General features: G+C 58.4%; 15 protein-coding genes. 13 read left to right on the plus strand and 2 right to left on the minus strand.

The genetic code is table 11. From position 1 onward, the window contains the following. Positions 1–3: 3 nt before the first annotated feature. From ASD54_RS21290 to ASD54_RS21315, 6 genes are all read left to right on the plus strand, one after another. Positions 4–1,134: a glycosyltransferase gene (locus ASD54_RS21290; protein ID WP_062556571.1), complete on the plus strand. Its 1,131-nt coding sequence runs from the start codon at positions 4–6 to the stop codon at positions 1,132–1,134. Continuing rightward, on the plus strand, positions 1,131–2,222 hold the full coding sequence (locus ASD54_RS21295) for a glycosyltransferase (RefSeq protein ID WP_062556572.1): 1,092 nt from the start codon (positions 1,131–1,133) through the stop codon (positions 2,220–2,222). Before ASD54_RS21290 ends, ASD54_RS21295 begins: the two co-directional genes overlap by 4 nt. Further along, positions 2,219–3,370 (plus strand): glycosyltransferase, encoded by a 1,152-nt coding sequence (locus tag ASD54_RS21300; RefSeq protein WP_082547318.1) that lies wholly within the window; start codon positions 2,219–2,221, stop codon positions 3,368–3,370. Before ASD54_RS21295 ends, ASD54_RS21300 begins: the two co-directional genes overlap by 4 nt. Further along, positions 3,351–4,394: a UDP-glucuronic acid decarboxylase family protein gene (locus ASD54_RS21305; RefSeq protein WP_062556573.1), complete on the plus strand. Its 1,044-nt coding sequence runs from the start codon at positions 3,351–3,353 to the stop codon at positions 4,392–4,394. The genes ASD54_RS21300 and ASD54_RS21305 overlap by 20 nt, the downstream gene beginning before the upstream one ends. Positions 4,395–4,397: 3 nt before the next feature. Further along, positions 4,398–5,153 (plus strand): TIGR04290 family methyltransferase, encoded by a 756-nt coding sequence (locus ASD54_RS21310; RefSeq protein ID WP_062556574.1) that lies wholly within the window; start codon positions 4,398–4,400, stop codon positions 5,151–5,153. Between the two features lie 79 nt (positions 5,154–5,232). After that, entirely contained in the window at positions 5,233–5,775 is a 543-nt protein-coding gene (locus ASD54_RS21315) for a DUF1003 domain-containing protein (RefSeq protein WP_156379336.1), read from the plus strand. A 165-nt stretch (positions 5,776–5,940) separates the two neighbouring features. Here the strand turns inward: ASD54_RS21315 and ASD54_RS21320 are convergent, their stop codons facing one another. Then, positions 5,941–7,116 (minus strand): zinc-dependent alcohol dehydrogenase, encoded by a 1,176-nt coding sequence (locus ASD54_RS21320; protein ID WP_062556576.1) that lies wholly within the window; start codon positions 7,114–7,116, stop codon positions 5,941–5,943. 488 nt (positions 7,117–7,604) lie between these two features. On the opposite strand from ASD54_RS21320, the gene ASD54_RS21325 reads away from it, so the two are divergent. Continuing rightward, the gene (locus tag ASD54_RS21325) at positions 7,605–8,483 is read left to right on the plus strand and encodes an alpha/beta hydrolase (protein ID WP_244484815.1); all 879 of its coding nucleotides are present in this window, start codon (positions 7,605–7,607) and stop codon (positions 8,481–8,483) included. Between the two features lie 164 nt (positions 8,484–8,647). Here ASD54_RS21325 and ASD54_RS21330 read toward each other — a convergent pair whose 3' ends face one another. After that, complete coding sequence (locus ASD54_RS21330; RefSeq protein WP_062556578.1) at positions 8,648–8,833, minus strand: hypothetical protein; 186 nt, start codon at positions 8,831–8,833, stop codon at positions 8,648–8,650. Positions 8,834–8,999: 166 nt separating this feature from the next. Here ASD54_RS21330 and ASD54_RS21335 point away from each other — a divergent pair, with 166 nt between their 5' ends. The 6 genes from ASD54_RS21335 to ASD54_RS21360 all read left to right on the plus strand — a co-directional run bounded on the left by ASD54_RS21335 (position 9,000) and on the right by ASD54_RS21360 (position 14,900). Then, positions 9,000–10,166, plus strand: coding sequence for an ABC transporter substrate-binding protein (locus ASD54_RS21335; RefSeq protein ID WP_062556579.1), 1,167 nt, complete (start codon positions 9,000–9,002; stop codon positions 10,164–10,166). 186 nt (positions 10,167–10,352) lie between these two features. Continuing rightward, positions 10,353–11,213: a branched-chain amino acid ABC transporter permease gene (locus ASD54_RS21340; RefSeq protein ID WP_062556580.1), complete on the plus strand. Its 861-nt coding sequence runs from the start codon at positions 10,353–10,355 to the stop codon at positions 11,211–11,213. Position 11,214: 1 nt separating this feature from the next. Then, positions 11,215–12,222 (plus strand): branched-chain amino acid ABC transporter permease, encoded by a 1,008-nt coding sequence (locus tag ASD54_RS21345; protein ID WP_082547319.1) that lies wholly within the window; start codon positions 11,215–11,217, stop codon positions 12,220–12,222. Further along, positions 12,209–12,955, plus strand: a complete 747-nt coding sequence (locus ASD54_RS21350) for an ABC transporter ATP-binding protein (RefSeq protein ID WP_062556581.1) — start codon at positions 12,209–12,211, stop codon at positions 12,953–12,955. The genes ASD54_RS21345 and ASD54_RS21350 overlap by 14 nt, the downstream gene beginning before the upstream one ends. Further along, a complete protein-coding gene (locus tag ASD54_RS21355) occupies positions 12,948–13,655 on the plus strand; it encodes an ABC transporter ATP-binding protein (protein ID WP_062556582.1) in 708 nt (235 codons plus the stop codon). Before ASD54_RS21350 ends, ASD54_RS21355 begins: the two co-directional genes overlap by 8 nt. 21 nt (positions 13,656–13,676) lie before the next feature. Continuing rightward, positions 13,677–14,900 carry a cytochrome P450 gene (locus ASD54_RS21360; RefSeq protein ID WP_062556583.1) on the plus strand — a complete coding sequence of 408 codons (1,224 nt, stop codon included), beginning with the start codon at positions 13,677–13,679 and terminating at the stop codon, positions 14,898–14,900. The last annotated feature ends 6 nt before the right edge of the window (positions 14,901–14,906 follow it).

The following is a 14,906-nucleotide window of genomic DNA, read 5'->3' on the forward strand; positions in this document are numbered from 1 at the left end:
ACGATGAAATTCGTGTTTTACACCCACTCGCTGATATCTGACTGGAACCACGGAAATGCGCATTTCCTGCGGGGCATCATGCGCGATCTGATCCGCCGCGGCCATCAGGCGGTGGCACTTGAGCCTCTCGAATCCTGGAGCCGCAACAATCTTGTGCAGGACCAGGGCGCAGCAGCACCGAATGATTTTGCCACGCAATTTCCGGAACTTGATGCAGAAATCTATGATGCCGGATTCAGCCATGAGACAGCTCTTGCCGATGCGGATGTGGTCATCGTGCACGAATGGACGGACCCGGCGATCGTGGCCGAAATCGGCCGCATCCGTGCCAGCGGTAACGCGTTTACCCTGCTGTTCCATGACACGCATCACAGGGCAGTGTCTTCGGCAGGCGACATCGCCGCGCTCAACCTTGCGGAATACGACGGCATCCTTGCCTTCGGGGAAACCCTACGCCAACGGTATCTGAAAGCCGGCTGGGGCAGTACCGTGTTTACCTGGCATGAGGCTGCCGATGACACCTTGTTCAGGCCGATACCTGAGGCGCACAAGACGGGCGACTTGATCTGGGTCGGCAATTGGGGTGACGATGAACGCTCCGCAGAGATCGTCGAGTTTCTGGTGGAACCGGCAAAGGCACTTCAGCTCAAGACGCTGGTGCATGGAGTGCGCTATCCCGACCATGCGAAGAAGGCACTGAAGGATGCCAACATCACCTTCGGCGGCTGGATTGCCAACGCAAAGGTTCCATTTGCCTTCGCCCAACATCGGGTGACGGTGCATATTCCGCGGCGCCCCTATGTGCAGAACCTGCCGGGCATCCCGACCATTCGTCCGTTCGAGGCACTTGCCTGCGGGATACCGTTGATCTCGGCGCCCTGGGACGATGCGGAACATTTGTTTCGCTCTGGGAAAGATTATCTGACTGCGAGGGATGGCGTGGAGATGACGACACGCCTGCGAGAGGTTCTCTCTGACGCGGACCTCGCTCAATCGCTTGCCAGCTCGGGCCGCGAAACGGTGCTGGCGCGCCACACCTGTCGCCACCGGGTCGACGAGCTCCTCACCATTCTGGCTCACTGCGGTACCCATCGCGTCATCCGCAAGATCGTTTCTCAGGAGGCTGCAGAATGAAGATCGCCTTTTACGGTTCCAGCCTTGTGTCCGCCTACTGGAACGGCGCTGCTACCTACTACCGCGGCCTGCTACGGGCACTGGCAGAGAAAGGGTACGACATTACCTTCTACGAGCCTGACGTCTACGACCGCCAGAAAAACCGCGATATTGATCCGCCCGAATGGTGCAAGGTCGTCGTTTTTGAGGGCACGATTGAAGCGCTCAAGGATGTGGCAGCACGGGCTGGTGAAGCAGACGTGGTCATCAAGGCGAGCGGCGTCGGCTTCGAGGATGATTTGTTGCTGGACGAAGTCCTCCGCGCCGCGAAACCTCAGGCTTTGAAGATCTTTTGGGATGTGGATGCGCCGGCGACGCTCGGGGAGCTGCGTGCAGCGCCGGATCACCCACTGCGCCATGCCCTTTCAAAGATCAACCTGGTGTTGACCTATGGTGGAGGCGATCCGGTAGTCGATGCCTACCGGGCAATGGGAGCGCGCGATTGCATTCCCATCTACAATGCGCTCGACCCGCAGACACACCATCCTGTCGCCCGAGACGTTCGCTTCAACGCCGATCTTGGTTTCCTCGGTAACCGACTGCCGGATCGCGAAGCTCGCGTCGAACACTTCTTCATGGAGCCGGCCGCAAAGCTTCTCAACGCGAGCTTCATGCTCGGCGGCTCGGGCTGGCATGACAAGCCGATGTCCGCCAACGTCAATTATATCGGCCATGTTCCCACCCGCGACCACAATGCATTCAACGTGACGCCCAGGGCAGTGCTCAACGTGTCACGCGACAGCATGGCGGAAAACGGATTTTCGCCAGCAACGCGCGTGTTCGAGGCAGCAGGCGCCGGCGCCTGCCTCATTACCGACTTCTGGGAGGGCATCGAATTGTTCCTGAAACCGGACAAAGAGGTTCTGGTGGCGCGCGACGGAAAGGATGTGAGTGACATTCTTGCAGGGCTGAGTGCGGACCAGGCCCAACTGATCGGCAAGCGGGCACTCAACCGCGTGCTGGCAGACCACACATATGCCAGCCGCGCCATGACCGTCGATGCGATCTTCCGCGCCTATGCAGCCCGACAGATGGAGGCTGCGGAATGACGCGGAAGCTCGACATTGTCATCATTGGACTTTCGCTCTCCTCATCCTGGGGCAATGGCCATGCGACCACATTTCGGTCGCTGATCCGTGGACTGGCTGCTGACGGTCACCGGGTGCTCTTCCTTGAGCGCGATGTTCCCTGGTATGCCAACCAGCGAGACCTGCCCGATCCCGATTTCTGCCATCTGGCCTATTACTCCAGTGTCACGGAGCTATCCGAAAGCTTCGGCACGGTCATCAAGTCGGCAGATGCCGTGATCATCGGCTCCTATGTACCCGAAGGGGTAGCCGTCATTGAAGCTGTGGCGGCTCTGTCGCCCAAGCTCTTGTGCTTTTACGACATTGATACACCGGTAACGCTCGCCAAGCTCGACCGCGGCGACGAGGAATATCTGACGCTTCAGCAGATTCCGGTTTTCGACGCCTACTTTTCCTTCTCTGGTGGAGAAGTACTGACCCGATTGGAAAAGAACTACGGCGCACGCCGGGCCATCGATCTTTATTGTTCCGTGGATGCGCAGCGTTACGAGAACACGGGAGAAACCTGCGAATGGGATCTTGGCTATCTCGGAACCTACAGCCCTGATCGTCAGCCGACTCTCGAGCAGTTGCTGATTGAGCCAGCGCATGCCTTACCGCATTTGCGCTTCGTCGTCGCCGGTCCGCAGTATCCCGATACGATTGACTGGCCCGCCAATGTGGAGCGGATTGAACATCTGCCGCCGCAGGGCCATCCGAGCTTCTACAGCCGACAACGTTTCACCTTGAACGTAACGCGCGCTGACATGATCGCGGCCGGCTGGTCACCAAGCGTGCGGCTGTTCGAAGCAGCCGCGTGCGGAACCCCGATCATCAGCGACGATTGGCGTGGGCTTGGCGAGCTTTTTCCAGAGGGCGAGGCGATCTGCATTGCGCGCAGTACTGATGACGTCGTTGACGTCCTCACCGGGATGAATGAGCGACGGCGAATGGACATGAGCACCACAGCGCGCGCCCGGGTCATGGAGTTGCACACTGGAAACGCCCGCGCCCTTCACCTGGTGTCGGCGCTAGAGCGACTAGCGGATGATCCGGCCGCACGGGGCGAAAGATCTCAAAGATTTCAGGACGAGGACCGAGGAGAACGCAATGTTGCAAAGAGTGCATGACGGAAAAACCAGAACTATCCTCGTGGCTGGCGGAGCTGGCTTTGTTGGCTCGCATCTCTGCGACGCCCTGCTGCTGCGGGGGGACAGAGTGATATGCGTTGATAGCTTCCTGACGGGATCGAGAACGAATGTCCGACCGCTGGAGAACCATCTCCGGTTCCGCCTGATCGAGGAAGATGTGTGCCGTCTCTCCGACATCGACGAGCCGGTTCACCAGATCTACAATCTGGCCTGTGCGGCGTCCCCACCCTTTTATCAAGCCGATCCGGTTCATACGATGATGACCTGCGTGACGGGCACGGGCAATCTGCTTGCGCTTGCGGAGCGCCACAAAGCGTCCTTCTTGCTGGCTTCAACCAGCGAAGTCTACGGCGATCCGGAAGAACATCCGCAACGTGAGGATTATCGGGGTAACGTCAGTTGCACCGGGCCACGCGCCTGCTACGACGAAGGCAAACGCGCCGCCGAAGCGCTTTGCTTCGATATGCTGCGGGCCGGTCGTGCTGATGCACGCGTGGTGCGCATCTTCAACACCTACGGGCCGCGCATGCAGCCAAATGACGGACGCATCATCTCGAACCTTCTCGTCCAGGCGCTCTCGGGGAACCCGTTGACGATCTACGGTAGCGGCGAGCAAACTCGGTCGTTCTGTTTCGTAACGGACCTTGTAGAAGGTTTGATGGCACTCATGGATATCGATCCAAATCCGGGCGTGCCCGTTAACCTGGGTAATCCAGGTGAGTTCACCATCAACGAGCTTGCCACAATGATCCGGGCGATTGTGCCCTCATCCTCCGAAATCGTTTTTCGACCTCTGCCGCAGGACGATCCGCTGCGTCGCCGTCCGGATATCGGCCGTGCCAAGGACTTACTGGGCTGGGAACCCAAGGTGCCGCTTTCGCAAGGGCTGCAGCAGACAGCCGATTATTTTGCATCGGTTCTTGCCCCGCCTGATCTGCGTAAAGCGCCCGTTCGTGAAAAGCCCCGTTCCGGGCTGACGGATACGCTGCAACTCGGAGCCTAGGGAATGGACGTCGCAAGAAAAGCAGAAGATGACATCAGGCGTCGACTCGTCGAACTTGGTCCATGGTTCCACAACATTGAAGTGCAGGGGGTGCCCACCGCCCCCGACCATTTTCTGGGGGATTACCCATCGTTCAAGTGGCAGGGTTTCAAGGAGGTGGTCCCGGAGGATCTGGCAGGGCGCAGCGTCCTCGACGTTGGGTGCAATGCCGGCTTTTATTCCTTCGAGATGAAGAAGCGCAATGCCGGGCGAGTGCTGGGGATCGACGCAGATCCACACTATCTCCGGCAGGCCCGTTTTGTGGCCGAGCAGACGGGCCTGGACGTGGAGTTTCGCCAGATGTCCGTATACGACGTCGGAAAGCTTGGAGAAAAATTCGACCTCGTGCTTTTCATGGGAGTGCTCTACCATCTGCGCCACCCTCTGCTTGCGCTCGACCTTCTCTATGAGCATGTCGTAGCGGACCAGATGTTGTTCCAGTGTCTTCAACGCGGGGACGAGCGTCTGCCGGAGCTTCAGGAGAATTACGACTTCTCCGAGTGGTCCCTTTTTGACCGGGCTGATTATCCCAAGCTGTTCTTCGTGGAGGAGCGCTACGCATCCGATCCGACGAACTGGTTCATTCCCAACAGGGCAGCCATGGAAGCCATGTTGCGCAGTTCCGGCTTCTCGATTGAGGCCCATCCGGAACGGGAGGTCTATCTTTGTCGCCGCGCTCAGCGGCACTACGCGGCCGAAGCTCCACCCCGGATCTGTTGAACAAGCGGCACCAAAACGCCTCGCGTTCGGTGGGACCTGCAACTAGTGGGTGCCAAACGGTGCCGGAAAAGGGATGCCGATGAACAGTGCAAATGCGGAAAGTCCGACAAGACCCGCACCTGATGGCCTTACGCCGGCTCTTGCGCGCAACATAGATGCAGTCATGCAGCGGCGGCGCGAAACAGCAAATGCGGCTTCGTTACAAGAACGCGCAGCGGCCGCGATCAGCCGCTTCGCAGGATCGATGATCTTCGTCTACATTCATCTTCTTCTGTACGGGACATGGATCCTGGCGAATCTAAACCTGCTGCCAAGAGTTCGCCCGTGGGATCCATCGCTCGTCATTCTCGCTATGGAGGCGTCGGTTGAAGCCATTTTTCTCTCCACTTTTGTTCTGATCAATCAGAATAGAATGGCCGCCGAAGACGATGTGCGGGCTGATCTCGATCTACAGGTGAATTTGCTGAACGAGCACGAAACCACCCGCCTGATCGCAATGGTGGAAGCGATCGCCAAAAAACTGGAGGTGCCGATCGAGGCTGGCGATGAGCTAAGCGAGCTGAAGAAGGATGTCGCTCCTGAAGCCGTGTTGGACCGAATTGAAGCGAAAGAGAATGATTAGGGTGAAGACCCGGTGGCATTCTCGAAGAAGTGTAGCTCCAATTCTTGAACTGCTATTCGCTGTATCATGAGACCGGCCATGGCGTCGAAAGAAGGCTCAACGCCATGATCCTGTTCAAGTCTGCAGCAAGCCGTTTTCAAATCTTCAGCTTGTGTCTGTCCAGTTTCACGCAGTCAAAACAACCTTGATGCAGTTGTCTTTCTTGTCGCGGAACGTCTCGTAGAGTTCCGGTCCCTGATCCAGCGTTGCGCGATGGGTAATGATAAAACTCGGATCAATCTGACCCTCTTCGATACGGCGAAGGAGATCGAGCGAGTAACGATTGACATGGGTCTGGCCGGTTCTGATCGTCAGCCCTTTGTTCATCGCCGCTCCGAACGGGATCTTGTCCAGGAAGCCGCCATAGACGCCGGGAACGGAAACGATGCCGCCGGGGCGGCAGGCCATAATTGCCGTTCTCAAAACATGCGGGCGGTCGGTTCCCAGCAAGGTTGCTGCTTTCACCTTGTCGACGATCGCGTCAAACGAAGCGGTTGCGTGGGATTCCGCGCCGACGGCGTCGATGCATTTGTCGGCGCCATGACCCGCGGTCATATCCTTGATGTGGTCAGGAATAGTGCCATCGATCTCATCGAAATTGATGATCTCAGCACCGGCTGCAGCAGCGAGAGCCAGACGCTCGGGCACATTGTCGATTGCGATCACACGCGCGGCGCCCTGCATGAAGGCACTTTTGATGCAGAACTGGCCGACAGGACCACATCCCCAGATCGCAACGATATCGGTCGGTTCGATCTCGCAATTGGCCGCGGCCATCCAACCGGTCGGAAAGATATCACCAAGGAAGAGCGCCTGCTCATCCGAAATGCCATTCGGGATAATGATGGGCGAGACGTCCGCATAAGGCACGCGCACGTATTCCGCCTGACCGCCCGCATAGGCTCCTGTCAGGTGCGAATATCCGAAGAGACCGGCGGTTGGATAACCGAACGCCTTTGTTGCATTCTCGGCCTTGCGATTGGACCGCTCACAAACCGACCAATTGCCTTTGAGGCATTGCGAGCACTCCCCACAGCAGATCGTGAAGGGAACGACGACGCGGTCTCCGACCTTGAGCTTTGTGTTGCCGTGACCAACTTCGACGACTTCACCCATGAACTCATGGCCGAGGATGTCGCCTTTTTCCATGAATGGAATATAGCCGTCCATCAGATGGAGATCCGATCCACAGATAGCGCAGGCCGACATCTTGATGATGACGTCGCGGTCGTCTTCGATTTGGGGATCGGGAACGCTATCGCAACGAATATCGCCTTTTCCGTGCCAGCAGAGTGCTTTCATTGTCATTTCCTTCTTTTTGTCAGGATGCGATGCCTGTCGCTCGGATTTTGGCGATCGCAGCGAGGAGAACGGCGAAGATGCCGATGACGTGGACGGGCCACCCAATAGCGGGGGACAGGTCGAACGGGGTCGGGATAGAAAGCATGAGAGCCTCGCCGGTAAATCAGTATGCTGCGAACAGGAAACGAGGGTCGAAGTTCCAAGTCAGGCCCAGAAGAAACGCGAGGGAACTCGGTCGTCGTCACCCCTATTCGTCAGCCGTGAAGCGAGTTGCCTCAGACGAGCTAGCCGTGAACTGGCCCCAATTTGGCCCGACCCTGTTGGCAGCATATGCCACTCACAACAGCGGAATAAGGATCATCATGACGGATCGGGAAAGTGTTTTCGGGTTCAACTCGATCAACGTTGATCGGCATCACGTGCCAGTTCCAAACTCCATCAGTATGCAAGCGCAAGAAAGACTTCACGGTGCCGTCCGAAGTGACGGGGTGCCACTGAATGCACTTCATCCTTTGCCCAGAGCCGATGATCGCGAGGCATGGCAAAAGCTTAGAGCCGTGGTGGATGCGAGCTATGCAGCAGCGGCGGCAGAGCAGGACTCATCGCGAGATGTCGAAATCACCACGGAGGCGATCGGCTCAGCCACGGCGTATCTGGCGACGCCTGCCCATCTTAAGCAAGATGATTGCGTCTACATCGATTTGCACGGAGGAGCGCTCGTATTTGGCGGTGGCAAGGCATGTCGTGAAGGAGCGCGGATCGCCGCATCTCGGCATGGCATCCGGTGCTACGGTATTGACTATCGCATGCCTCCTGAATTCCCCTTTCCTGCTGCGCTTGACGACTGCATGTGCGTATACCGGCACGCAGTCAACACGTATGGGGCCGACCGCATTATCATCGGTGGACGATCTGCTGGTGGCAATCTGGCATTGGCAACCGTCCTGCGCGCCCAGGATGAAGGGCAGGATTTGCCCCGCGCGATTGTGTTGCTTTCGCCTGAAATCGACCTGACGGAGTCAGGCGACAGCTTCCAGACCAACAAGATGATCGACGTAAATCTTCCAACCTCCTTGATGTCGGCGAACCTACTCTATGCCAACGGCGCCGATCTGGGCCATCCGTATATCTCACCTCTCTTCGGACGGTTCACCAAGGAATTCCCACCGACATTCATTCAGAGTGGCACACGCGACCTGCTGCTTTCGAATGCTGTGCGCCTACATAGGTCATTGTGCCAGGTCGGAGCCGTGGCCGAGCTGCATGTGTTCGAAGCCATGCCTCACGGGGGTTTCGGGGGCGCCCCGGAAGATGAAGAGCTTTCCCGCGAGTTGGTAACCTTCGTAGATCATGCACTTTCCTCTTGAGTTGCATTGGCATGGAATCCGCACCTAGCCCCATGGGAGCGGCAATAGGCGCCTCACAATCAGGCATCGGGAAAGTCTTTTAATTCCGCTGGCTTCGCCGCCTCTGGCGCATCGTCAGTCGAGCGCGGTCCGCTTGATGACCGGTATATGCCGGCCTTGTCAGGTCAGATCCTGCCCGGTAAGCAGGACCCGCCCGTCATCCGGCGCATAAAGACCCGAAAGACCATTGAAAATGGTTGATCTGCCTGCATCATCGGGCCGATGAGCTCCGTGCCGCCATCTTCGACGATATCCAGATCGACGCCGGTCACGACCTGAAGGCCGTAGAAGGATCGTGGAATCCCAAGCACAGACGTCCCCGTAAGTGTCTTCTCCGCCGAAGATCTTAGATTCTTGACATCCAGCACAGTCAGTTGACAACTCAACTTGTTTCAGCATTATTGGGGGCGAGTTGTAAACGCAACTCGTTTGGTGGCCAGAGGAGTGGTCGCCTACACCGTGGTTTGGGAGGATCACATGTCTATGGTCAAGCGTGCTGCCTTTGCGGCAGCAATTCTCGCACTTTGTTCCAGCGTGAGCTGGGCTGATACAATCAAGGTTGGTGTGATTGCCGAGTTCTCTGGCCCGTTTGCCATGTACGGCAGACAGTACAGGGAAGCCATCGAGACCTATGTGACGAAACACGGGAAGCAGGCTGGCGAGCATACAATCGAGTTCATCTACAAGGACGTAGGCGGATCCAATCCTGATGTCGCGAAAACGTTGGCGCAGGAACTGCTGATCCGCGAGCAGGTCGATTACCTTGCCGGCTTCACCTTCACACCGAACGCACTTGCTGTTGCGCCACTGATCGACCAGTCCCAAACCCCTACCGTCATCTTCAACGCTGCGACTTCATCGATCAACAAGGGATCGCAGTATTTTCTGCGCACGAGCTATACTCTACCGCAGGTGACTGCTCCGCTAGCGGATTGGGCTTTCGACCAAGGGATCAAGACCGTGGTCACGGCCGTATCTGACTACGGGCCGGGCATTGATGCGGAGAAGGCGTTCAAGGCGGCCTTCGAGAAGAAGGGCGGCAAGGTAGTCGATGCGATCCGAATGCCTGTCGCAACGACCGACTTCACGCCCTTCATACAAAGGGTACGCAGCCAGAATCCGAACGCTGTCTTCGCGTTCCTTCCGGGTGGCCCGCCGACATTCGGCTTCACCAAGACCTACAACGAGAACGGGCTCGCCAAGTCAGGCATTCGCTTCCTCGGAACTGCGGAAACCGAAGAGTCAAATCTTCAGGCGCTTGGCGATGCAGCCATTGGACTGACCACTGCGTTCCACTATTCGGCAGCACACGACAGCGATGTCGCGCGAGAATTCAACAAGGCAGTCAAAGAAAAATTTCCGAACGCCATCACCAACTGGGCCTCCGTTGGGGCCTACGACGGTACGCATCTCATCTACGAGATGGTCAAGGCCGCAGGAAGCGATGGGCCAAAGGCGCTCGAGGCCGTAAAGGCGCTGAAGTGGGAAAGTCCACGTGGGCCTGTCGAGATGGATCCGCCGACCCGAACCCTCAAGCAGAACGTCTATATCCGGGAGGTTGAACGCGATGCCGCGAGCGGTCTCTTGGTCAACAGGGAAAAGGGCGTGATCGCGACCGTTGGCGATCTGGGCTGGTCACAGTAATCAGGAAGCTCGGCCCTTACCCTAGAGCGCCAGTCCCTTCAGGTTTCACGACTGGCGGACGCCAGTCGTGAAACAAAGTTGATCCCGAGTTCACGGGAAGCGCTCCAGACCACAATTTTATACCCATCCTTGTCCAGTCGCCGGGCGTGCCGGCGGCACAAATCCGTTCGTCCACTGGAGTGGCTAATGTCGCTATTGCTGAACATTGCAGTCGACGGGATCGCCTATGGCATGATCCTGTTCATGATCTCCGTCGGCCTGTCGGTGACCATGGGTCTCATGCGGGTGATCAACCTGGCGCATGGCGCCTTCGCGCTGGTTGGCGGGGCGGTTGCTCATACGCTCATCTTGCGTTGGGGCCTCGGCTACTATGTCGCGGTACCCCTCGCCATCGCCGCGACCATTGGTTCGGCGTTTCTGAGCGAACGCCTTCTCTTCCGTCGCATCTACAGACTGGGAGAGCTGCAGCAGGTTCTGTCCACCATAGGGATCACGTTCATGGTGATCGCTGCCGTCAACAAGTTGCTCGGATCGAGCCTGCTGTCTATCCCCCTGCCGGCGTCTCTCCAGCACTCGCTCGATCTGGGTTTCCGGGTTCTTCCGGCCCATCGTCTGGTCGTCATTCTGGCAGGCATTGCCGTCATCATCGGGCTGGTTCTGACCTTGGACAGGAGCCGCTTTGGCACCCGGCTTCGCGCATCGGTCGATAACCGCAACATTGCAAGCTCGCTTGGCATCAACACCGACAGGATCTACGCGGCCACCTTCTGTCTTGGCGCAGGTCTGGCGGCACTGGGAGGAATTCTTGGCTCCGAACTCCTGCCTGTCGATGCCTATTATCCGCTTCGTTACATGGTGCTGTTCCTCATCGTCGTCTCCGTCGGCGGCATGGGCTCGATCACGGGATCATTCGCGGCGGCACTTGCCCTCGGCGTCCTGGAGACGGCATCCCGCTACCTCATCCCTGATGCGGGAACGATCGTGTTCTTTGCTCTGGTCATGGCGCTTCTCGCATTCCGGCCTGCCGGCCTTCTCGGAAAGGCATGACATGACCTCTGATCTCCAATCCCCAGATCAAACCCGTTCCTGGACGACTGCAGTCCGGGTGCCATTGTTGCCCGAGGCAGCCATGCTGACCTGTGCTGTGGCCGCCTTCTATGCCTTCCCCTACGACCTCGCCCTCATTACCCGCTTCCTTGTGATGATCCTGTTCGTGCTGTCGCTCGATCTCGTCCTCGGCTATGCGGGCATCGCGACCCTTGGTCACGCGGCTCTCTATGGCACCGGTGCTTATGCCGCCGGACTGTTCGCCGTGCATGTCTCAGGTGACCCTCTTACCGGTCTTGCGGTGGGGGCCATTGCAGGGGCCGTGCTCGCCTTCGTCTCCGGCCTGCTTCTGATGCGCTCACACGGACTGACGCTGCTGATGCTCTCGATTGCGGTGACCTTAATCTGTCAAGAGATCGCCAACCAAGCGCGCGATCTCACCGGTGGTGCCGACGGCCTGCGCGGCATTCGCATGGAGCCAGTGCTCGGCATGTTCAAGTTCGACTTCATCGGTCGCACAGGCTACTGGTATGCTCTGGCGGTTGTCGTTGTCTGCTACGCCGTTCTCAAGATCGTGACGCTGTCGCCACTCGGACTTTCGGTCCGAGGTATCAAGGACAGCGCCGCCCGCATGGTTGCCATCGGCAGCCCGGTATATTGGCGGCTCGTGACCGTCTATACCATCGGTGGTGCCATCGCAGGCGTCGCGGGCGCACTCGCGGCACAAGTGACGCAGCTTGTCAGTCTTGAAGTATACGCCTTCAACCTGTCGGCCGAAGCCCTCATCATGCTGATCCTGGGCGGGACCGGGCGTTTGTATGGCGCGGTGATCGGTGTCGTGATCTTCATGACGGTTCACCATGTCGCCGCGGCCGTCGATCCATTCAACTGGCTCTTTATCATCGGGGCACTGATCCTCGGCGTCGTATTCTTCGTGCCGTCAGGGGTGCTTGGCATCCCCAAAGCCATCTCAGACCTGTTTCGGAGGCGCGACAATGCAAGGTCTTGAAGTCCGTGGGCTCAGAAAAACCTTTGGCGGTCTGACAGTGGCCGAGGGCATAGACTTCGATCTGCCTCCGGGAGCGCGAAAGGCCTTGATCGGACCGAATGGTGCCGGAAAGACAACCTTTGCCAATCTGGTGACGGGCAAGCTCTCGCCCAGTGGCGGCACCATCCGCTTCGACGGTCAGGATATAGGGAAGCTTGGTGAAGCGGCACGGGTCAAGCGTGGCATCGCCAAGACCTTCCAGATCACGACGCTCTTCAAGACAATGACGGTGCGCGAGAACATCCGCCTCCCCATCCTCGAACGGTTAGGCCGCGGCGGGCAGTTGTTAGGACGTGCAGCAAGCTCCAAGACCGTTGAAGCGGAGGTCGACGCTCTGCTCGAGCAGTTCGCTCTCGTGTCTCTGGCAGACAAGCCAGTGGAATCGCTTGCTTATGGGCAGCAGCGGTTGATCGAGTTGGCGCTGACGCTTGCGCTGAAGCCCCGAGTGGTGCTTCTCGACGAGCCAGCCGCAGGTGTTCCTTCCAGCGAGAGTCATCTCATCGTCGAAGCCCTCGAGAAGCTGCCGACCGAACTGGCGGTACTGATCATCGAGCACGATATGGATCTGGTGTTTCGGGTGGCCCGTTCGATCGTGGTTCTCGTCAGCGGCCGTATCCTCACCGAAGGTACGCCACAGGAGATCAGCAAGGATCCCAAGGTCCGTGAGCTTTACCTCGGAGGCGCGCATGACTGAGGCTGCACTATCCCTCAACAATGTCACCGCAGGCTATGGACAGACGCACATCCTGCAAGATGTCACGCTGACGATAAACCGCGGCGACCGCGTCGCGATGATCGGGCGCAACGGAGCCGGCAAGACGACGCTGCTTGCGACCGTCATGGGTCTGACACGGCTCCATAAAGGCACGATCAAACTGCACAGCCAGGACATATCAAATCTTCGCCCTCATCAGCGGTCGATGCTTGGCCTTGGCCTGGTATCCCAAACCCGCGACATCTTCCCCTCGCTCACGGTGGAGGAAAATCTCACGTCGGTGATGCGTGGCGATGCCTCTCTGGATGAAGCCTATGCTCTGTTCCCGAGGCTGAAGGAGCGGCGCAAGAACGGCGGCACGCAGCTTTCGGGTGGCGAGCAGCAGATGCTTGCAATTGCGCGGACCCTGATGACGGAACCGCAGATCGTTCTTCTCGACGAGCCGCTCGAAGGTCTTGCCCCGGTTATCTGCGAGCAGTTGATGCAGGCATTTGAAGCGCTGGCGGCTGACGGAAAAAGGACAGTGTTGCTGGTCGAGCAGCACGCGGCGGCGGCTCTGCAATTTGCAAACCGCGCCGTCGTCATCACCAATGGGTCCATCGTCTACGACGGTGGGGCCGACGCTCTCAAACAACAACCGGAGCTGCTGGAGCGCCATATCGGCGTTGCTCAAGCCTGACCTGAGGAGGAGGTAAAATCCATGAACATGATTGAAGGCCATATGGCGTTCGAGCCATCCTCCGACATCCCTGTGTGGGATGTGGATCCATACGCGGAAGAAGTGCTTCTCGATCCGGCTTCCTACTATGCAGAACTGCGGGCGCGAGGACCGCTCGTCTATATCCCGAAGTGGTCCGTTCTGGCTTCAGGCCGATACGAGGAGACACGCGAGATATTCTCCGATCACAACAGGTTTGTTTCCTCTCGCGGCGTTGGTCTCAACGATTTCAAGTATGGCAAGCCCTGGAGACCACCTTCCATCATCCTTGAAGTGGACCCACCGGATCACACGAAGACACGCAAGGTGATGGCGCGGGCACTGTCGCCGAAGGCGATAGCCGGATTGAAGGAGCAGTTTAGACAGACTGCAGAGGCGATCCTCGACCAGTTGATCATGCGAGAGAGCTTCGAAGCCGTCGCCGAACTCGCTGAAGCTTTTCCGGTGGCTGTTTTCCCGAAAGCAGTCGGAATGGTGGACAGCGATCGCCGCAGGCTCGTCGACTACGGTGCCATGGTATTCAACGCCTTGGGGCCGGACAACAAGTTCCGCAGGAACGCCATGGCGATGGCGCCGGACATCGTGCCCTGGATCACTGCCGCCTGCGCCCGCGACCGCCTGACGAAGGATGGCCTGGGTGCCCTGATCTATGGCGCCGCCGACGATGGCGAAGTCACGGAAGCCGAAGCAGCCATGCTTGTTCGCTCCTTCCTCTCCGCTGGCGTCGACACGACCGTGACGGGGATCGGGAATGCCTTGTGGTGCCTCGCCTCCAATCCCGATGAATACAGGAAACTGAGAGCAGATCCCTCCTTGGCCCGTCCGTGTTTCGAAGAGGTCCTGCGCTTCACCTCCCCCGTCCATACGTTTGCTCGCACCGCCAATCATGACACGCAAGTCGCAGGGCGACATATCGCGGAAGGAACCAAGATCCTCTGCGTTCTAGCTTCGGCGAATCTGGATCCGCAAAAATGGGATGACCCGGAAGTCTTCCGGGTCGAGCGGAAGCCTGTGGGCCACATGGCGTTCGGAGCAGGAATCCATGGATGCGTCGGTCAGAACCTGGCCCGCCTCGAGCTGGAGACTGTCCTGACAGTCCTTGCTGAGAAGGTGGAACGTGTGGAGTTCGCGGGCGAGCCGATATGGCGACCTAACAATGCCATCCACGCCCTCGACCACATGCCGCTGCGCTTCATCGCACGATAGGATCAA

The sequence above is a fragment of the Rhizobium sp. Root149 genome (assembly GCF_001427345.1).
In the GTDB taxonomy this organism is placed as follows: domain Bacteria; phylum Pseudomonadota; class Alphaproteobacteria; order Rhizobiales; family Rhizobiaceae; genus Neorhizobium; species Neorhizobium rhizoryzae.